General features: G+C 51.2%; 12 protein-coding genes and 1 pseudogene. 9 read left to right on the plus strand and 4 right to left on the minus strand.

Annotated features, from left to right (window positions below; all coding sequences use genetic code 11):
* Positions 1 to 264: 264 nt before the first annotated feature.
* The 9 genes and pseudogenes from ACLQ6D_RS01575 to ACLQ6D_RS01615 all read left to right on the plus strand — a co-directional run.
* Positions 265 to 1003, plus strand: a pseudogene (locus tag ACLQ6D_RS01575) (lyase family protein); the annotation flags it as partial.
* Positions 1004 to 1231: 228 nt separating this feature from the next.
* Complete coding sequence (locus ACLQ6D_RS01580; RefSeq protein WP_411725506.1) at positions 1232 to 1516, plus strand: hypothetical protein; 285 nt, start codon at positions 1232 to 1234, stop codon at positions 1514 to 1516.
* A 13-nt stretch (positions 1517 to 1529) separates the two neighbouring features.
* A complete protein-coding gene (locus ACLQ6D_RS01585; RefSeq protein WP_411725494.1) occupies positions 1530 to 2579 on the plus strand; it encodes a 1-aminocyclopropane-1-carboxylate deaminase/D-cysteine desulfhydrase in 1050 nt (349 codons plus the stop codon).
* A 24-nt stretch (positions 2580 to 2603) separates the two neighbouring features.
* Complete coding sequence (locus ACLQ6D_RS01590; protein WP_411725495.1) at positions 2604 to 2729, plus strand: hypothetical protein; 126 nt, start codon at positions 2604 to 2606, stop codon at positions 2727 to 2729.
* An 84-nt stretch (positions 2730 to 2813) separates the two neighbouring features.
* Entirely contained in the window at positions 2814 to 3962 is a 1149-nt protein-coding gene (locus tag ACLQ6D_RS01595; RefSeq protein WP_411725507.1) for an FAD-dependent oxidoreductase, read from the plus strand.
* A gap of 534 nt (positions 3963 to 4496) precedes the next feature.
* Entirely contained in the window at positions 4497 to 5801 is a 1305-nt protein-coding gene (locus ACLQ6D_RS01600; RefSeq protein ID WP_411725497.1) for a dicarboxylate/amino acid:cation symporter, read from the plus strand.
* A 418-nt stretch (positions 5802 to 6219) separates the two neighbouring features.
* The gene (locus tag ACLQ6D_RS01605) at positions 6220 to 7860 is read left to right on the plus strand and encodes an MASE1 domain-containing protein (RefSeq protein ID WP_411725498.1); all 1641 of its coding nucleotides are present in this window, start codon (positions 6220 to 6222) and stop codon (positions 7858 to 7860) included.
* A gap of 4 nt (positions 7861 to 7864) precedes the next feature.
* Positions 7865 to 8542 (plus strand): response regulator, encoded by a 678-nt coding sequence (locus tag ACLQ6D_RS01610; RefSeq protein ID WP_411725499.1) that lies wholly within the window; start codon positions 7865 to 7867, stop codon positions 8540 to 8542.
* Between the two features lie 275 nt (positions 8543 to 8817).
* Complete coding sequence (locus tag ACLQ6D_RS01615) at positions 8818 to 9096, plus strand: hypothetical protein (protein ID WP_411725500.1); 279 nt, start codon at positions 8818 to 8820, stop codon at positions 9094 to 9096.
* 194 nt (positions 9097 to 9290) lie between these two features.
* Here ACLQ6D_RS01615 and ACLQ6D_RS01620 read toward each other — a convergent pair whose 3' ends face one another.
* The 4 genes from ACLQ6D_RS01620 to ACLQ6D_RS01635 form a co-directional block, all read right to left on the minus strand.
* Complete coding sequence (locus tag ACLQ6D_RS01620) at positions 9291 to 10619, minus strand: TolC family outer membrane protein (RefSeq protein WP_411725502.1); 1329 nt, start codon at positions 10617 to 10619, stop codon at positions 9291 to 9293.
* A 115-nt stretch (positions 10620 to 10734) separates the two neighbouring features.
* Positions 10735 to 12156 (minus strand): HlyD family type I secretion periplasmic adaptor subunit, encoded by a 1422-nt coding sequence (locus tag ACLQ6D_RS01625; protein ID WP_411725503.1) that lies wholly within the window; start codon positions 12154 to 12156, stop codon positions 10735 to 10737.
* A 6-nt stretch (positions 12157 to 12162) separates the two neighbouring features.
* A complete protein-coding gene (locus ACLQ6D_RS01630) occupies positions 12163 to 14391 on the minus strand; it encodes a type I secretion system permease/ATPase (protein WP_411725504.1) in 2229 nt (742 codons plus the stop codon).
* Positions 14392 to 14772: 381 nt separating this feature from the next.
* On the minus strand, positions 14773 to 20538 hold a 5766-nt coding region (locus tag ACLQ6D_RS01635; protein ID WP_411725505.1), incomplete at its 5' end, for a calcium-binding protein.

Genomic DNA, 20538 nt, shown 5'->3' on the forward strand with positions numbered 1-20538 from the left:
GACGGCGATCCAGGACACTCTCGACCACCGTAACAACAACCCCAAACCTTACCATTGGACAGCGAAACCAGAGGCTATTTTGGCAAAAATCGACAAAGCTAAAGATATGTTGAAGACGTTACACTAGCAGCTTAAAAGGGAAGTCAACAAATGATTGATTCAGTCCATATAAACGATTCTACGATTTAAGGTCTGTCCTGGACTGATCCTGAGTTACGTCCCTTATTTACCGAACAAAACAGGGTGAAAGGCTGGCTTGAAGTCATGGGCGTGTTGGCACAAGTACAGGCCGAGTTTGGTTTGATTCCCGAACAAGCTGGGATAGAGATTAAAGCAGCTTACGAGGACATTGAAATAGACGAAGACTTTTTAAAAGAGGTGGGCGAAGGTTTTATCAAGACTAATCATTCACTGATGGGCTTGATTAATACCGTCAAGAACCGCTGCGGCGCTACAGGCGGTGAATGGCTTTGTTATGGGGCAACCGTACAGGATATTACCGATACCCATACTGTCCGGACTTTATTGAAAGTACACGGGCACTTTCTAGTGCAACTAACTACGATACAACAAATCTTATTTGATCTGGCTCGTCAGCACAAACGCACTGTCATGTGCGGTCGCACACGCACAACCGGGTTTGTCGATTACGTTTGGTTTTAAAGCCGCCACCTGGCTGGATGAACTGGAACGGCATCGCCAACGCTTGACTGAACTTAAAACACGCCTAGCCGTAGGCCAGCTTGGCGGCGGTGTCGGTAGCCTGTCTTCGTTCGGCCCACAAGCTTTAGCTTTACAAAAAGTCTTTATGCAACGCTTGGGTTTAGATTCGCCCGCAATCTCCTGGACCAGCAGCCGCGACCGCTATGCCGAATGGCTGAATGTAATGGCGATGATTACGTCAACCGGCGACCGCATCGGACAAGAAATCGTCAATCTGCAACGGCCTGAAATCGTTGAACTGAGTGAAGGCTTTGTCAGCGGTGCGGTTGGCAGCATTACCATGCCGCAGAAACGTAACCCGGAAATTTCCGAACATCTAGGCACTTTATCGCGCGTTGTCAGGCATCACGCTGCTCACATGGCTGAAAATTTAGTGCATAGCCATGAACGGGATGGACTCTCCTGGAAAGGGGAATGGCTGATTATTCCCGATGTGACTTTAGCCGCCGACAAATCACTGGCATTGCTCAAGCCGCTACTTAAGGACTTACAGGTTAATCGCGAGCGTATGCTCGCCAATATCCTGGCAACTAACGGTTTTGTCCATGCCGAGGCGGTGATGCTGGCTCTCGCTAAGGATTTAGGCAAACAAAGCGCACATCAGCTTATTTATGAAGTGTGCCTGCAAGCGCAAAAAGAAGGATTACATCTTAAACAGGCTCCCTTCAATCATCCGAAAATAAGCGCTATTTTGACTCTTGAGGCGATAGATTCGCTGTTCGATCTCGAACAAAGCACGGGTATGTGTGCCAGCATGGTCGATCAAGTTATTTTTCAGATTCAATTACCTTGATGGGATGGCGGTGATGACCACAGAAAGCCAAAACCTTGATAGACAGGCAGTCATAAAACATATTGCCGAACAAATACCCAGGCATATCCTCGCACAGTACCCAACTCCGCTTATGCGGGCCAATCGCTTGTCGGAAATGCTCGCTGACGTTGATCTTTGGTTTAAGCGGGATGACCTGATCAGTTTTGGTTTAGGCGGCAATAAAATCCGTGGCTTGGAAGTGATGTTAGCCGAAGCCTTGGCCAAGAATGCTGATTGGCTGATAACCGGTGCCGGAGTGCAATCCAATCATGTGCGGGCGACAGCAGCGGTAGCGGCTTATGCCGGAATGCGTTGTACTGCTGTCTATTGGGGAAAACAGCCTGTAACGGTAGAAGGTAATTACCGCGTTACCAAAATGCTGGATGCCAAATTTCATTTTACCGATGACGATGACAGGGCTTCGGTCGATACGCATATTCAACAGGTTGCCGGCATTTTGCATAAACAAGGCCATAGCCCTTATCCGATTCCACGCGGCGGTGCATGCGCGATGGGTGTATTGGGGCATGTACTCGCTGTTTTCGAACTTTATCAGCAATGTCTTAGCCAAGGTTTAGCGCTCGATGCGATAGTGTTTGCAGTAGGTTCTGGTGGAACCTATGCGGGTTGGTTGCTAGGCATCAAGTTATTAAATCTGCCTTGGAAAATGCTCTGCTACACAGTCAGCCGTGGGCCAGAACAAGTCAGCCAACAAGTCGCTGACTTGGCTACCGAAGCGGCTGCATTGTTGAAGCTGGACTGGATTTTTAAAGTCCGGGATGCACCTGTTTACGGCGGATTTATTGGACTCGGCTATGGTATCTCAAGCCCGGAAGCTGCCGAGGCGATAAAGAGGGTCGGACGTACAGAAGGCATACTCATGGATCCTGTTTATACCGGTAAAGCAATGGCAGGGTTCCTGCACGGACTGCAAAACAAACACTTCGAGGATTACAAAATAATAGTATTTATACATACCGGCGGTGAACCTGCTTTTTTTGCCGGTACTGGCGATTGGTTGAATGCCGGCCTCACCAATTGAATAACCGTAAATCAGGGGAAAATCATGCGAATCATTGTCATAGGCGGTGTTGCCGCAGGCGCAAAAGCTGCGGCTAAAGCGCATCGGGTTGATCCGAATAGCGAAACCATCATTTATCAAGACGAATCCGAAGTGTCTTATTCCGCCTGAGGCCTGCCTTATGTCATCAGTGGGGTTATTGATGATGGTCGTAAAGTCATTATCCGCCAGCCTGAAGATTTTGCCAAATAAGGTATCCAGGTTTTTACCCAACACCGTGTCACCAGCATCGATAAAACCAGGCGGCAACTCACCGTAAGAGACCTGCACAATAATACCGATGCCATAGTTGATTATAACCGCCTGGTTATTACAACCGGCGCACGTCCGATTGTGCCGAATGTCGAAGGTATAAGGTTGGAAGGCGTTCTAACCTTACGCAATATCAGTGACCTAGCCCGCTTTAAAGCTCTGTTATCAACGTTGCAGCCCCAAAAAGCAGTAATTATAGGCGCGGGTTATATTGGCCTGGAACTGGCCGAATCTTTCCATGAACTCAACATCAGAACCACCATGGTCGAGAAAGCGGCGCGTATTTTACCCCGGTTTGACCCTGAAATGGCCCAACCTTTTCATGACCATTTGCTGGAAAACCAAGTTGAATTAGTACTTGGTGATGGCCTTGCTAAACTACACGGTGACAATGGCCGGGTCACTGTTGTGGAGACAGAATCCGGAAAAATGATACCCGCCGATCTGGTTGTTATCGCTATCGGTGTCAGGCCCAATATTGATCTGGCAAAAGCCGCCGGTATTGGGCTCGGCACGACTGGGGCAATTGCCGTTGATTCCAGAATGGAAGCACGGACTTCCGGTATTTTTGCGGCCAGCGATTGTTGCGAGAAGGTCAATCGAATAACAGGTACGCCGATTTGGATGCCCTTGGGCGATATTGCTAATTTGCAAGGACGTGTTGCCGGTGAAAATGTTGCAGGCGGGGACGCCCACTACCCAGGTGTTTTCGGAACGGCAATATTCAAGACTTTTAATTTGACGGTAGCAATAACGGGGTTATCGGAACAATCGGCACAGGAATCAGGTTTTGAGCCAATTTCGATGGTAATGGCAGGTAGTGACCGGGCGTGCTACTATCCCGGAAAACGAGATTTTTCCTTAAAACTCATCGCTGATCGAAGGGGCGGCAGGCTACTGGGCGCTCAAGTGATTGGCGGTGGTAATGTCGATAAAATGATTGATATTGCAGCTACAGTGTTACTTGGAAAGCTGACATGCGCCGACCTTGAAAATGCAGGCCTTGCTTATTCTCCCCCATTCAGCCCAGTGCTTTCCCCTATCATCGTGGCAGCAGGCATCTTAAATAACAAGGTATTTAAATGTAGATAAAATTACAGATATTTTGAAAACTGGTTTTTGTTATCTATAGCCCAATCAATCAAAGAAGTTTTATACAACGATTTTTGATCAGATGGTAGATTACTTTAGATACGGCCTAATGAAGTTTGAACTTATATAGAGGAGTTACGCATTGACAGGCAATGTAAACTATGGAGATTAAAAATACCACAGCCACCGGAAGGCCAACCCTTGACAAGAGAAATAACGCGTCCCCCAACAGCCCATTGCACCTTGCCAATGGGCATAGGGTTCCTATTGGGCGAACCCAACCAGGCGAGCTGTCGGCGCTTGGGGGAAGTGATGCCGATTTCACACGATAGCGTAAACCGATTTTTGCACCGGGAAGCTTACTACAGGCTGGGATTTATATGGCGAATCCAGCCTGGGCTTGAACTTAAAGGCCGGCACCTTGAGCGTGGACGACAGAGTATTGGACAAACCCTATTGCCAGTATTTGTTAATTGGAAATTACATTTCTACAGAATTTAAGATTTACTGCTTTCAAAAAATACCTGACTACTTATGTTGATTAAACCTAATTTGCCGCTTTCCCTTCAGGTCGTCATCGGTGTTGCTATTGGCACTGTGTTGGGTGTGTTGTTTGGCACGGAACCTTATTTATGGGGGTTGCTAAAAAATGAAACTTTAGGTCAATTAGGCATGTTGGTCATTCGCTTATTAAAAACCTTGGCTACGCCGTTAGTCTTCCTGGCTATTTTGGATGCGTTTATTCATACCGACATCAACCTTCGTCATGGTGGCCGATTACTGGCCATTTGTGGGGTTAATTTAATGGTGGCGATGCTGATTGGCTTAACCATTATGAACGTCTTTACACCGGGCGAGTCATGGAGCGGCCATATCCAGGAGTTATCGGCACAATTGCAACCAGAAATCACGAAAACGCCAATTAAGGCAGCACCGGAAGGCGTGACACTCAATCCGTTAAAAAATATTGCCGGTTATATTCCCGAAAATATTGTTGAGCCGTTTGTTAAAAATAACGTGATCGCGTTGATTTTATTGGCTTTGTTAATGGGTAGCGCATTGCGTTATGTCAAACAGCATCCTTTTATTGGTGACAATTCTGGGATTGATTTATTAGAAAAATTAATAACCGCGTGTTATCACCTTTTGTTGCAAATGCTAGCGTGGGTCATTTTGTCCATTCCGGTGGCCATTACCGGCGTAGTCGCACAGGTCGTAGGAAAATCTGGCTTAAGTATTTTTACGCTATTAAGTATTTTCTTGGTCACCATGTTGGCGGGTTTATTGATTCATTGTTTGGTCTATTACCCTTGCATGGCATATTGGTTTGGGAAGTTGCCGATAAAGCGTTATTTAGGGCATGGCATGGATGCGATTTTAATGGGATTTTCGACGAATAGCAGTCTGGCTACCGTGCCCGTTACGTTGCGTTGTTTAACTGAAAAAATGGGGATTTCGCAGCGCTCTGCACGCTTGTCAGCCTTAATAGGCACCAATTTGAATAATGACGGCATTATTTTATATGAAGCCATGGCGGCTTTATTTCTGGCCCAAGCCATAGGTTTTGACTTGGACATGACGCAGCAATTGTTGATTATTGTAGCATCGATTATGGTCGGCGTTGGCGTTTCCGGCATACCGGAGGCGGGTTTGATTGCTTTGCCCTTAGTGTTAAGCGCAATAGGGCTATCGGAGCAATTAATTGTGCTGATTATCCCCTTAATCGCCACAGTTGATTGGATTATCGCCCGTTGCCGTTCTGTGGTGAATGTGATGAGTGACATGTTGGTGGCAATTTTATTGGATAGGTTTGAAGAAAAATCAAAGATTGAAGGCTAATTCGGGGTTGTAAGCGCAACAAGGCGCTCAGCGGTGTGCCGCTAAATTCAAACCGGTTCGTGTTTCAAAACATAAATTTGGAATGCGATGGGGTCGACCAGGGCAACCCAACTTGCCGTAAATTTGTTATTTACCAGTGGTAGGTTTCAAATAATTTCAATAATTTATTCAAGGCGGTTACCTGAAATTATTGAAAAATGCTTCAGGCCGGCCAATTGCAGGCATAGCTTTTTCAAATTCTTACCATGAGGAGTAATACGGCTAACACCAATTGCCCTAGCGGGATTACACTTTACACCGTTATACTAACGCCATCGCTGGGCATTGCACTTCGAATTTGAACCCTCCGGGTGAATTAGAAGCCCGAATGGTCACTTAATGAAAATCGGTGTCAACAAAGAGTTTCAAGATCAATGTCATGAAAGTTCGGCCTAATATTCTGTGGACGATAAGCGTCTCTCTCCTGTATCTGGCATCAGCGAAATTCGGACTCGAATATGCCGTTATCGGCCAGACGGTCACATTGTTGTGGCCACCCAGTGGAATTGCCCTGGCTGCCATCCTGATAGGAGGCTATCGCTCGTGGTTTGGGATTGCCTTGGGTGCCCTCATCGCTAATGCCGAAACTGGCGTACCGATCCTTACCCTAGCCATCATCACACTAGGCAATACGCTGGAACCCTTATGTGGCGCCGTATTGCTCAGGCATCGGAATAACTTTTCGGTTGCACTGGACAAGGTATCCGATGTGCTTTCGTTAGTCCTGCTCGCCGCTTTCGGCAGCACTATCGTAGGCGCCTCGCTCGGCACACTGGGGATGTTTGCCGGCGGGGAGATAGCTGTCGCCGATGTCGGGTCGACCTGGCTAGCCTGGTGGCTTGGAGATGGTATGGGGGTACTCGTGATCAGCCCAGTCTTTCTCATTGGATTCGGCATGGCTCGTGCGATTCCCCCATTATTCTCGTCGAGGAAAACCCTGGAAGCGCTGGTTTTGATCGTCGCCTTGACGGTGGTCGGTCAAACCATATTCGGAAACTCGATGTTAGCCGGCCCTGGTTATTTCCCGGTCTCCTTATCCTTGTTTCCGTTCGCCATTTGGGGTGCGCTTCGCTTCGGATCGATCGGGGGCGCTGGCGTTGCGCTGATTGCATCCCTACTCGCCATTCATGGCACGGTGCAGGGTATCGGCCCATTTGCAGTGAACTCGATGATCGAGAGCCTGATACTCTGGTGCTTGTTTGCCGACCTGATGGCCATTACCGGACTCCTCTTGGCGGCTGTTAATTCCGAACGGAAAAAGGCGTTGACGGCACTAAGGAACTCCAATGAGAACTTGGAAAGGCAAGTGCAGAAACGAACTTACGAACTTTCCCGGACTAACCTGGAGCTTCATACGGTGTTGGTCGAGCAGCGGCGCTTGCAGATGGAAATGAATCAGATCAGCGAGGAACGGCAGAAAATGGTCGGGCAGGAATTGCACGATGGTTTGGGTCAACAGCTCACGGGGATTGCCTTTTTGGTCTCCTCCCTGCACGAGACATTAGGCGCGAAGTCGGCACCAGAAATTCCCATTGTCCGCCAAGTCAAGCACCTGCTCGGTGAAGCGATGTCAGTAGTTCGGTCATTGTCACGTGGGCTTTATCCCGTCGCCCTGGAAACCGGAAGTCTTTCCTCCGCACTACATCATCTGGCGGAATACGCACAGGGCACTTCCGAAATCCAGTGTGCTGTCCGATGTACGGCCAGTACACACGTGATTGACAAGACCATCGCGCTGAATCTTTATCGTATTGCCCAAGAAGCCGTCTGCAACGCCTTACGGCATAGCAAAGCCCAACGAATCGAAATTAAGCTGTCGGAAGTTAGCGGACAATACCTGCTTTCGGTCGAAGACAACGGCGTCGGCTTCCCAGCTCAAAGTATGAAGGCAAACGGAACGCTCGGCTTGCGCAGCATGAGATGTCGAGCCGATTTGATCGGGGCGGCGATCGAAGTCCGCGAGAACCCGGATGGCGGCACGGCTTTAGTCGTTACAGGTCCCATGAAGCGTGAGGGGTAGCGCATTGCTAAACGAAAATAAAGATGCCCAGGCGAAGGCCAGGATTCTGATCGTAGACGACCACCCTATCGTGCGCCAGGGTCTGGCGCAAGTTATCAACCTTCAAGCCGATATGCAGCTTTGCTGCGAGGCTGGCAACGCCGAAGAAGCGTTGACCGCAATACGCAGTTGCCATCACGACCTGGCTATCGTCGACATTTCCCTCCAAGGAATTTCCGGATTTAACCTCATCGCTACCCTCACTGCGCATTATCCTCAACTGCCAATCCTGGTCATGAGCATGCACGAAGAATCACTATACGCTGAACGCTCGTTGCGGCTGGGTGCAAGGGGTTACATCATGAAGCACCAGGCGACTGTAAACATTCAGTTGGCTATCCGAAGAATTCTGGATGGCGGTATCTATTTGAGCGACGAAATGCATAGGCTGATGCTGGATCGTATACACACTCACGCTGTCGATCCGGGCAGCACGGACCCCGTCGCCTGCCTCACAGGCCGCGAATTCGAAGTGTTGCGACTGATCGGGTTTGGTTTCGGTACCCGGCAAATCGCCGAAAAACTCAACAGAAGCGTCAAGACCATCGAAGTGCATCGCGTGAACATCAAAGAAAAACTGGGCCTGAAGACAGGAATAGAATTGATCCGCTTTGCAGCTTTCTGGGTTGAGGCGAAGGATTAGATCTTCGACAAATAGGGGATTCCCTTAGCTCCGAATAAGGGAAAAGCCTATTTTCTATCATCCTCCGGTATGGTAGCCTGACATCACTTACCGTAACAGACCCAATGGAAGGTAAGGAAGCAGCCTGCAAGGCTGCAAATTTGGGCGAAATTGCCGAAATGAGAACGTGTCCATGCCCGGCAATGCCTTGAAAAATAATAATCGACACCGCTGAAACCTGGCATAGCCCTTGCGCTTAGCGCAAATTATCTTTTGAATAATAAAGGAGAATTCCAATGCTTCACAAATCATTATTTTATTTGTCACTATTTATGCTGTTTTTGCATCCGGTCGCCCATGCGGAATCCATTGGCAGCCCACACGAGGGTAACCATCTGCAAACATTGCAAACCCAGCTAAAGGATGCCAACGACAAAATTACCGTCTTGGAGACCGCCATGAATACGGCCATTCAAGATATCTACGCTTTTCGAAGCTGCGAAACGTGTAAGCGAAACTCCCGCAGCCAATCGGATACTGTCGTACGGCGAACGGCTAACGGTCATGGGCGGTGATAAGTAATAACGCTTAACCGATTTTAATAAATATGCAAAGTCGTAAAATTAAGCCGTCGTATCGACAGGGATTGCCGATAACCAGAGCACATGGATGTGTTACGTTTGCCATCCCTGGCTTCTGGGTTCCGGCAATCCTGCCGGAATGACGTGGTTTTTCTTGACTTAACGGTTTTAAAAACATTTGTTCGTTTTTACTTAAAACATTGCATCTCCTGTGCAGGCGTGGTTTGCAACCACCCTTTCGCCTCTGCCAAGTTTTCTTCACTGATCATGCCGATGGCTTGCATAAAGCGCATCCGGTTTTTGATGTAGCCATACTTGGCCTTTGCTAAATCCCGTTTGGTCTTGAATTCTTCTTCTTGGGCCTTGAGGACATCGCTGATTGTTTCGACACCATAGCCGAACCCGGCTTCCACGGCTTCCCTGGACTTGGTGGCCGATTCCAGGGCTTTGCGTGTCGCCTTGATGCGCCTGACGTTGGCGTTTGAGGTGAGGAACGCATCGCTGGTTTCTTTGACCAAGGCACGGAGCTTGGCTTCGTTGTCATATTTGTTAAGGGTGAGCTTGTGTTGTGCTTCCTGCGTCCTTTGGGTGATAGTGCCACCGCTGAAAATAGGCACATTGACGTTGATGGCCGCAACCTGGGTGTCAGTCTGGTTGACGAAGGCGCTTTGGAACCCGGTATTGGTGTTGTAATAGTTCAATTGTAGTTCCACCACGGGCAAATGCCTGGCTTTTTGAGCAGTGACATCGAGGTCGGCAGCGGCAATGGCATATTGCTGGGCGGCCAGGGTCGGGTTTTCGCTTTTTGCCACCGCCAGCCAGTCTTCCAATTTGCCCTCGAGTTCCTTATAGTCGATACCCTCACGCAGTTTTAACAGCATTGCCGGTGTGGTGTTGGTCAGCTCCCGCAAGCCTTCTTTCGCGGTCACGACCTTAGCTTCCGCTTCGATAATATCGGCCTTGATTTGGTCTAACCGCGCTTCTATCGCATACATGTCGGTGATCTTGACCAATTGTTTATCGTACAGCGCTTGGATTTGTGCGAGTTGTTGTGCGGTGGTTTCTTCCTCGCTGTAGTAGAAACTAAGTTCGTCTTCGGCCTCCAACACCGTAAAGTACTTGTCCACGACCTTGAATAGCAAGGTTTGCTGGGCTTGGACGTTTTCCAGGGTATATTGGCTTTCAACGGCTTGGGACTTCCGCCAGTTCCAGAACTTGGGGAAATCGAGCAAAGTCTGGTTTAATGAAATGACATAGCTGGTACCTGCATAATCGTTGCCCCGGTTGCCCTGCCGCTGGCTGTTGGTCGACCAGTTGGCCGTGCCGGTGATCTGTGGCAGCATTTCCCCCAGCGCCTGGCCTTTTTGGGCATCGCCGATCTTGATCTTGGTTTCCGAGGATTTCAGCTCTGGGTCAGCCTCTAATGCTTGTTGGTAAATACTCAGCAGATCGTCGGCATAACAGGTGTTGCCTACGACAAGGATTAGAATTGTCAACCCTACTTTGAACCAGTTCATGGTTTTTAGTTGATTGCTTGCATCATTGCAATGGGTAGGGTTAGCTGACATGCGCATTTTGTTTAGTATGGGTATTCAGACTGGAAGCTGATAATTTTTGCCACTGAAGCTAACATCACCGCTCCGTCAAACTCTCATGTTTGTATTGCAACAAGGGGTTCAGGAAGTATTCGATCACCCGGCGTTTCCCGGTCTTGATTTCAACGGATACGGCCATGCCGGGACTGAGGTTGACATCGATGCCGTCAACATTAATCGTGGCTTTATCCATCTTGATCCGCGTGGAATAGATCAGGCCACGCTTCTCGTCGTTGGTGGCATCGTGGGAGACTGAGGTGACTTTGGCTTGGATCGTGCCGTACTTGGTGTATTGGAAGGTCTCGACCTTGACTTCTGCCTCCTGGTTCGGCTTGACGAAGCCGATGTCCTTGTTTTCGATAAAGGCTTCCACTTCCAGGGGATTGTCACCAGGCACGATCAGCAGCACCGGTTGGGCGGGGGTGACGACACCACCGACGGTATGGACGGCCAATTCCTGCACGGTACCTGCCACGGGTGCGGTCAATTGCATCCGCCTGCTGTGGGTTTCGGCTTTTTTGAGTTCTTGCACCAATGAAGCGGCCTTTTGTTGGCCTTCGATGATGTTGTCCAGGTTCATCCTTCGGGTTTCGGCGGTCATCGCTGTACTTTGTTCGTGCACTTCATGGATGGCGGCTTGTATCTCCTTTATCTTGCTGCGCTGGTTGGCCAGGTCGGCCTGTTGTTCGATGCTGACCTGTTTGCGTTCCAGGTAGTCATGGCGGGTGACGTAGCGTAAGTCCACCATCTCCTTTAAATCGTCTGCGCGTTGCTTGGCGATGGGCAAGGTTTGCTCTAATTTGTGTACCAGCTCCTGGGTCGAACCCAATTCGGCTTCGCGCATGGCGATTTCGGCTTCAATGCGGTTAAGTTTGGCGATGTATTCGCTGTATTGGCCTGAAAGTAGGCGTTGTGCTTCCTCAAACTGGGCATTGTCACTGTCGGCAGGTTGTTGTAAGACTGGCGTTTGACTGCTTTCCAATGCGGCCAGCAGGGCTTTACCGCGTTGTCCTTGTAACCGTGCCATGGACAGATCGCTAATAATTTGGTCTTTGTCAGCCTGGGCAGTGGTGTCATCCAGTTCGATCAATACATCTCCGGCTTTCACGGTTTGGCCATCGGCGACACGGATGGCCTTGACGGTGGCGGTTTCAAAGGGTTGGATGGTCTTGGTGCGGCTATTAGGGACGATCTTGCCTTGGGCGGTGGCGACCACATCGACATGGCCGAAGATCGACCAGATTAGCGTGAGTGCCGCAAAGCTAATGAGCAGCCACATGGCAATATGTGGGGCTGGCGACACCGGGGTTTCCTGGAGTGACAGGGCGGCGGGCAGAAATTGGGCTTCATAGGGCAGGCGTTGGACGGTTTTCATCTCGGCGCGGTGTTGCCAAGCCAGGCTGATTGTGGCGCTGTAGCGTTTGATCAGGTCGCCGAAGGCTTGTAGTCGTACGCCCATGGGGTACTATCCCTGTTGTAAACGGTGTAAACGTGCGTAATGGCCTAATTCATTACGCAACAGTTCGGCAGGGCTGCCGGATTCCACCATCTGGCCATGATCTATGACGACAATCCGGTTGGCATCGCGTACTGCTGACAAACGGTGAGCGATGATGATGACGGTGCGGCCTTTACAGATAGCCTTCATATTGTCCTGGATGATGCGCTCACTCTCATAGTCCAAGGCACTGGTGGCCTCATCAAAGATCAACACCCGTGGGCTGGTCATCAGGGCACGGGCGATGGCAATGCGTTGGCGTTGCCCGCCAGAAAGGGTAGAACCATGTTCACCGACCATGGTGTCGTAGCCTTCGGCCAATTCCAGGATAAATTCATGCGCACCAGAGAGCTTGGCGGCCTGGATGACCGACTCCAAGGGCGCTCCGGGGTCTGCCAGGGCGATGTTGTCACGTATGCTACGGCTGAACAGGACGTTCTCCTGCAACACCACGCCGATTTGACGACGTAAGGAGGAAGCATCTGCCAAAACAAGATCAATGCCATCGGCCAATACACGTCCGCGTTCCGGGGTGTACAAGCGCTGCACCAGCTTGGTGAGGGTGCTTTTGCCGGAGCCGGAGCGCCCGACGATGCCAATGACTTCACCCGCCGCGATGTCCAGGTCGATGTTCTTGAGCACTTCAGGGCCATCGGGGCGGTAACGGAACACCACGCCTTCCAGGGTAATGCGCCCTGCCAATGGCGGCAAGGGGCTTTTGTTCCCGGCCACTTCGGTACGGGTGTTGAGGATGTCGCCCAAACGCTGCACCGAAATGCCGGTTTGCTGGAAATCCGTCCACAGTTGCCCTAACCGCATCACCGGTTGGGCGACTTGGCCGGCCAGCATGTTGAGTGCTATGAGTTGGCCTACCGTCATCTTGCCCTCTATGACCAGTTTGGCACCCACATACATGGTGGCGACCGTGACCAGCTTGCTGATGAGCGTCACCCCGCTATTGGCAAGAGTACTGATTGTGGCGGTACGGAAGCTCGATGACACATAGGTGGCCAACTGATTGTCCCATTTCCGCGTCCAATGCGGTTCCACCGCCATCGCCTTAACCGTGTCGATACCGCTGATGGTTTCCACCAAAAAGGCCTGGTTTTCGGCGCCCCGGTTGAATTTCTCGTGCAGGCGGACACGGAGCAAGGGCGTAAAGGACAGCGACAAAATTACATAACAGGGTAGAGACATGACTACGATCAGTGTTAACGGACGGCTGTAGGTCAGCATGACGGCAATAAACACCACCGAGAACAACAAGTCCAGCACCAGGGTGATGGCGTTGCCGGTCAGGAACGAGCGGATATTCTCCAACTCCCGCACCCGTACCACCGAATCGCCCACCCGCCGTGCCTGAAAATAGGCCAGCGGTAGATTCAAGAGGTGGCGAAACAAGCGCGCGCCCAGTTCCACGTCGATGCGGCTGGTGGTATGGGCGAACACATAACTGCGCAGGGCAGTGAGCGACACTTCAAACAAGACCACTACCGTCAAACCGACGGCGACGACATCAAGGGTGGTGAAACCCCGATGCACCAGCACCTTGTCCATCACGACTTGAAAGAACAAGGGCGTGATCAGGGCAAAAAACTGGATGACAAAAGAGACCAGCAACACTTCGATCAGCAACTTGCGGTACTTGACCACCGCCGGGATAAACCAAGTAAAGTCGAACTTGGCCATCTCTTCGGACCAGGAGGCTCGGGAGGTGAATAGGATCAGGGGGCAGAGGGCACTGGCATTGGGTTGCTTTTTGGCTTTGGTAGCGGATTCTCTATCTAATGTTGGCTCTACTTCTGTTGTTTGTTCTCTTTCCACCGAGATACGTGCCATCAGTTCAGCAAAGTTCAAGGATTCGGGACGGCCAGTCTGAGGGTCGTGGATCAGGACTTGGTTGTTTTCGACTTTGGCGAGAATAAAGAACCGGCCACCCGCACCCACGGCCATGGCGGGCAGCGGGGTCTTGTCCAACCGTTCGATAGGGGTCTTGACGGCACTAGCTTGCAAACCCAGTTTTTTGGCGGCTAGAAGGATTTCCCTCTGTCCAAAAGGCTGTCCATCGGCCTTGAATTCGTGGGCAATCTGGTCGGCATCGGCGGCTATCGCATGTAGCCTAGCCATTATGACCAAGCAGTCCAGGCCGGAATCGAGGGGTTTGGTCGCTTGGGAAACATCTGTCAGATGGGTCATTGCTGTTATGTTACTAACCCTTGGGGCAGGTTTTGTGGCCTTGTTGGACACAAGTATAGCCAAACCAGTCAGGTTTGCATAAAGATAATGGTATTAGGTGTAAGGGCATGTTTTTAACACTGCCTATTTATTGATCGGTCCCACTATGTTTGAAACCGTTCGGACTGAGCTTGTCGAAGCCTACTTGCCTTTCGACGGGATCAAGGCGAACGGAGTTAATGCTTCACAAGTCCGAATCGATAGCCACAATAACTATTTTACAATCAATAGATCATCCTGGACAAAATACCTTCCTCCCACCCTTCATTGGGGTGAGGGAAACGTATCAATTGAACCGATATCTGATGAATTAATCCAAAAAAACCAGCAACATTGATGCCTTTATTGCCAATTGGCCGCAACCACCGGTGCCAAGGTGGTTTGGTAGTTCGCTGGCAAGGTGGTCTGTCCCGCCGCTGGGGGCGCAAACGCCGCCATCGCAGAAACCAAGTTTTCCACTTTGCTGTCGAGCAGGGTCTTGGTGCTGTCGGTGGTCTTGAACTGTTCGACATGGTTGGTGCTGCCCAGGTACCAGTCCTTGACCACCATCTTGTCGGAGGTGCCGATGACGCTGACTTCGAGGTTGGTGCCGACATGGCGGAACCAGAGCTGGTCGTTGGCGATCCCGGACAGGAACGACAATACGTCGGTATTGCCGGCCGTGGCATCGCTGTCAACGGCGGTGTCTGCGCCATGACCCCGACCGTGCTTGTAGGTGTCGTTGCCGGTGCCACCGGTCAGGGTATCCACGCCGGCCAGGCCGTCCAAGGTATCGTTGCCGCCCCCCCCTGATAAGCTGTTGGCGGCGCTGTTGCCGATCAACACGTTATTAAGGGCGTTACCCTTGCCATTGATGCCGTTGCTGCCGGTCAGGGTCAGGTTCTCGACATTGGTTCCTAGGGTATAGGTGATGTTGGTTTGCACGGTGTCAGTGCCTGCGCTGGCGGCCTCTGTCACGATGTCACCGGTGCCAATGATATAGGTGTCGTCACCTGTGCCACCGGTCAATATATTTTTTGCGCTATTGCCTGTCAAGACGTTATTTAAGGTATTGCCTGTGCCATTTATCGCTGTTGATCCAATCAGGGTCAAGTTTTCCACGTTGTTGATCGCCGCCAGGCTAAAGGTAATGTTGGATTCGACGGTGTCGGTGCCTTCATTCAGGTTCTCGGTGATGATGTCGGTAGTGACATTAATTACATACGTATCATTGCCTGTCCCGCCTCTCATCGTATCATTGCCGGCACCGCCAATCAGTCGGTCATTGCCTGCATCACCTGTCAAGGTATTGGCCACACCGTTACCGGTCAACACGTTATCGAGGGCATTGCCCGTACCGTTAATGAGCGAAGAAGCGGTGAGGTTCAGGTTTTCCACGTTCGCAGAGAGCATATAGGTTACACTGGATTGAACCCAGTCAGTGCCTTCGTTGAGAAGTTCTGTCACGACATCCCCTGTATTATCGACGACATAGGTGTCATTGCCCGCACCGCCGACCATCGTATCTGCACCAGTACCGCCAGAAAGGGTGTTGGCGGCGCTGTTGCCGGTCAACACGTTATTAAGCGTGTTGCCCGTGCCGTTGACAGCATTGGAACCGGTAAGGGTCAGGTTTTCAACGTTATTGCCCAAGGCATAGGTCACGCTAATTTCTACGGTGTCGGTGCCTTCGTTGAGGCTCTCGGTGATGATGTCGGTGGTGGCATCAACGACGTAGGTGTCGTTACCTGTTCCGCCTTTCATTGTATCGTTTCCGGCTCCGCCATCCAAGCGGTCATTGCCCGCATTGCCGTTGAGTATATCATTGCCGGCCAGGCCGTTTAGCGTATCGTTACCGGTGCCACCATTCAGGGTGTCCACACCTGTAGTGCCGTTGAGTGTCAGGTTTTGCACAGTGACGACGATATCAAAGATGTCCGATGCAGCCAAGTTGCCGGTGTCTGTTGCGGTCAAGCGCACACTAGTGGAGCCGAGAGTGGTCGGAATGCCGCTAAATGTAAGCGTCGTCGCGTTGAAGCTGAGCCACGACGGTAAAGCGCTGCCGTCAGCCAGTGTTGCGCTGTAGCTGAGCGTGTCGCCTGCGTCCGGGTCGGTGAATGCGTTGGATGCTACGGCATAACTGAAAGCCGCACCTTGGGCTGCAGCTTGGTCGGGCAGTGGTGATGATAATAAAGGCGCATGATTAAGTAACTTGGCCTTGATCGTTGCCACGTCCCAAATGGTGCCGTTAGAGAATTTGATCTGCTCAACGGTGTAGGCACTGGCTCCGTCATTATCCATATACTGTTGAATAGTGAGCGTATCAGAAGTGCCGTTGATGGTGAGCACTAGGTTATTACCTAAACGGCTGACCTGAACCTCGGAGGGCGTTACGGTAGTGTCAAATTGCACTGTGTCGGCCTTGCCGGCGGTAGTGTCGTAACTATTGACTGTGTCCTGGCCTGAGCCCTTACCAAAAATATAAATGTCATTGCCCGAATCGCCGACCATCATGTCGTTGCCAGCACTACCATTGATCTGGTCATTGCCAGCACCACCGATCAAGGTATTGGCCGCGCTATTGCCGGTGAGGACGTTATTGAGACCGTTTCCAGTAGCATTAATAGCAGTATTGCCCGTGAGTGTTAGGGCCTCAACGTTATCGGGCAGCGTAAAATCCACACTGGCCTCGACCAAATCTAAGGAGCCACCGTTAACCGTAACACTAACACTCTTACTATCTTGATTGTAGACGTTAGAACTGTATTCAATTATCCGGTCACCCACATCGTCAACTATGTAACGATCATTCCCTGAACCTCCCAACATTAGATCAGCACCTGTGCCGCCATCCAACACATCGGCACCCGCCTGCCCCAATAAGCTATCATTGCCTGCATCCCCGAAAAGTCGGCCACTAAGGTAGAAATCATTGAATAGCTCACCACCAGACCTGATACCATTCAGTTCAATTCTAAGGTTATTGTCCTGTGCATCTCCCGATAACGTGGCATTTGTTGCCCGCCCTGCCAAAACATAGCGTTCAATGTTATTCATGCCGAGATCAGCAATACGAATCACAATGCCTGCGTCGGCATATAGTGGCCTAAGTTGTACTTCGTCGACTCCTTCGCCTACGGCTTCAATGGCACGGTCATTCAACCCGAGCACATAAGTGTCGTCCCCCGCGCTTCCAGTTAAAGTGTTTGCCGCCAAATTCTGGGAACTGTCCAACATATTGTTGATCGCATTACCTGTCCCGCTAATCGCACCAGTCCCTAGCAAAACCAGACGGTTAGCTGCGCTTTTTGGGTCATATTGGTCGTTATTCGCATTAAGTAGCGGTTCCGACAGGGAATAATCGATAGAACTCCTGATCTCATAGGGTGCTCCGATAATCCTGTCACCAGGGTTGTCGATATAAACGGTCGTCTTATCCGCAAGCGGCAAGTACGGTGGGTCATTCGATTTTATGATGACCATCGTATCTGCACCGCCACGGCCGTCCAAGATGTCTTGATAGCCACTTTTGCCCCTGCTGGTCAGGACATTGTCCAGCGCATTGCCAATGAGATACGCATTGTAATTATAGTTGGATCCTTGTACGCTTAAGTTCTCTACATTATCGGGCAAAGTTCCGCCACTGGATCTTACCCATGTGTCGATGCCTTCATTCGCGGATTCAATTATCTCGTTCACGTCAACGTAGGTGTCATTTCCCTGCCCACCATATGCAATGTCACTGGGGCCGCCTTTCAATGAGGTCAGGACATTGTCGCCGCTATTGCCGCGCAGAATGTTAGCCAAGCCATTCCCTGTGCCGTTAATATTGAGAGGGCCCGTCAGCGTAAGGTTTTCGATATTATCTGGCAGCGTAAAAGTCCTTGATGCAAGTACCGTATCAATCCCACTATTGGCCGGCTCGGTAATTGTGTCCAATTCATGATCCACGACAAACGTGTCATCTGCCAAGGTACCTACCATGTTGTTTTGGATGCCGACCTGGACACGCGCATTGATATCTGCCGCTGTCCATACTGCTCCTGCGCCACCATCAAACTCAATACGTTCTATCTGGGTGCCAAACGCCCCAAAATAATTGCCCAACAGGATTTGTGTATTTGAGCCATCAATCACTAGCGCCAAGTCCCTATCCCCATATCCCATGCGGTGCAAAGTGACATGCCCGGGCAGCACACCTGCGCCCAGCCGCAACACATCCGTGCTGGAGCCACTGGCATCCGACACTTCCCAAATAGAGTCAAAACCATCTCCCCGGCCAAACAGGTATATGTCATTTCCCTCCCCACCTTGCAGGTTGTCATTACCAGTCCCGCCGCTTAGAGTGTCATTCCCATTTCCCAGGCCGCCCCACACGATGTCATTGCCCGTCCCGCCGAACAGGGTGTCGTTGCCTAAACCGCCTCCAACTGTATCGTTGCCCGCCCCACCCAGTAATATATCGTCACCTGCCATGCCATTGATGGAATCGTCCCCGCCCAGACCATCAATCATGTCAGCCCCGGCATAGCCATTCAGAGTGTCATTTTGTTCCGTAACGACGAGCAACCGTGCCTGTATATCTGCATACGCCCATACGGTGCCATCAGCAAATTCGATCCTGTCCACCCTGCCGCTGTCGTCCGCCGACTCGAAATAGTTTGTTAGGGAAACCGAATCGCCACTTGTGCCCAGCCGCTCCAGTTTAAGGCTGTCTCCTGTGTTGCCATTAGTCCAGTAGCGGGTCAGCTTGATATCTGCCGGGGCAATGCCTGCCTTGAAACGCAGCGCGTCGGCATTGCCGCCAGTCTCGATGATGGTGTCCTGCCCATCCCCCGCAGCATAGAGATAAACGTCATCGCCAACTCCGCCTTGCAATAAATCGTTGCCTTTGTGGCCGGTTAAAGTGTCGTCACCCGCACCGCCATAGAGGCTGTCGGCAGCGGCGGCGCCGTATAACCGTCCACCGGTATTGTCCAGTCGCAGAGAGACGGCAGTGGTGAAGGTGTTGCCGATCTCGTTTTCCAAGTCCATCTGGCTTCCGTTGCCGAATTGCAAGGTATAATGGCTTCCGTAGAAAACATTCAGGAGATTTAAGGTTTCGCCGTTATCCAGGGTAACTACCAGATTGGTGTTATTCGACAGGGCCAGTGCTTGCGTAGCCGCCAGGCCGCCCGCATTCTGTTTAACGATGGTGTCGTTGCCGTCGCTCTTGCCTACCTTGTCTTCCGAGGCGACATCCAAGTAAGTGTCGTCCTCAGCCCCGCCATCGAAATAATCCGCCCCCGCACCGCCAGTCAATGTGTCGTTGCCAGCGTCGCCAAACAGGAAGTCATTACCTTCGCCACCGTCCAAGACATCATTGTCATCGCCGCCCCGTAGCTCGTCGCGTCCTGCACCTGCGCCGCCATAAAGAGTGTCATCGCCAGCGCCGCCGAATAATCCGCCATTACCAGCCGTGTTTCCATTTTGTGATGTCAAGTCATCGCCTGCACCACCATCCAGGTAGTCGTTGCCATCTCCACCGTTGAGAACATCTATTCCGTCCCCGCCTAATAGTATATCGTTCTCGCTTTCACCATCCAGGTAGTCGTTGCCCTCTTCGCCAAAGAGGATATCTTCACCTTTTCCACCCCAGGCATTATCGTTGCCCTTTCCCGCATAGATGACATCCGATGCGCTGTCTGCGGGATCTATAGTGCCGGTTACAGGTTGAAACAATCTTTCATTACCCTGACCGGTCACCGACCAATTAAGGCTTGTTGCCACCCAATCGGTGTCACCCATAATATCGTCATCGCCCGCACCGCCGACCAACAGGTCTTGGCCGCCCCCGCCCGTCAAGACATCATTGTCTTTACCACCGACCAGGGTATCATCGCCGCTGCCGCCTGCCAGCCAGTCGCCTTTAAGGTCGCTGCCGGTTTGGCTGTTGCCGTTGGCGATGGCCACTGCAACGCTGACTTGTACCTCGCCATAGAGCTTGTCGTCTTCCGCGCCGCCAGACAGGATGTCGCCATCAGCGCCACCTATGAGGACATCTTTGCCGTCCTCCCCATTTAATTTGTCACGGTCGGCTTCGCCCAGGAGAATGTCATCCCCCATTCCGCCATACACGGTGTCGTCACC

This window comes from Methyloglobulus sp. (assembly GCF_046714055.1).
In the GTDB taxonomy this organism is placed as follows: domain Bacteria; phylum Pseudomonadota; class Gammaproteobacteria; order Methylococcales; family Methylomonadaceae; genus Methyloglobulus.

What these genes read in the sequence shown, in the direction of transcription:
- ACLQ6D_RS01580 (WP_411725506.1), top strand. Translation starts at nt 1,232, where the DNA reads ATGCTCGCCAATATCCTGGCAACTAACGGTTTTGTCCATGCCGAGGCG.
- ACLQ6D_RS01615 (WP_411725500.1), top strand. Translation starts at nt 8,818, where the DNA reads ATGCTTCACAAATCATTATTTTATTTGTCACTATTTATGCTGTTTTTG.
- ACLQ6D_RS01585 (WP_411725494.1), top strand. Translation starts at nt 1,530, where the DNA reads ATGACCACAGAAAGCCAAAACCTTGATAGACAGGCAGTCATAAAACAT.
- ACLQ6D_RS01605 (WP_411725498.1), top strand. Translation starts at nt 6,220, where the DNA reads ATGAAAGTTCGGCCTAATATTCTGTGGACGATAAGCGTCTCTCTCCTG.
- ACLQ6D_RS01630 (WP_411725504.1), bottom strand. Translation starts at nt 14,391, where the DNA reads ATGACCCATCTGACAGATGTTTCCCAAGCGACCAAACCCCTCGATTCC.
- ACLQ6D_RS01590 (WP_411725495.1), top strand. Translation starts at nt 2,604, where the DNA reads ATGCGAATCATTGTCATAGGCGGTGTTGCCGCAGGCGCAAAAGCTGCG.
- ACLQ6D_RS01625 (WP_411725503.1), bottom strand. Translation starts at nt 12,156, where the DNA reads ATGGGCGTACGACTACAAGCCTTCGGCGACCTGATCAAACGCTACAGC.
- ACLQ6D_RS01620 (WP_411725502.1), bottom strand. Translation starts at nt 10,619, where the DNA reads ATGAACTGGTTCAAAGTAGGGTTGACAATTCTAATCCTTGTCGTAGGC.
- ACLQ6D_RS01600 (WP_411725497.1), top strand. Translation starts at nt 4,497, where the DNA reads ATGTTGATTAAACCTAATTTGCCGCTTTCCCTTCAGGTCGTCATCGGT.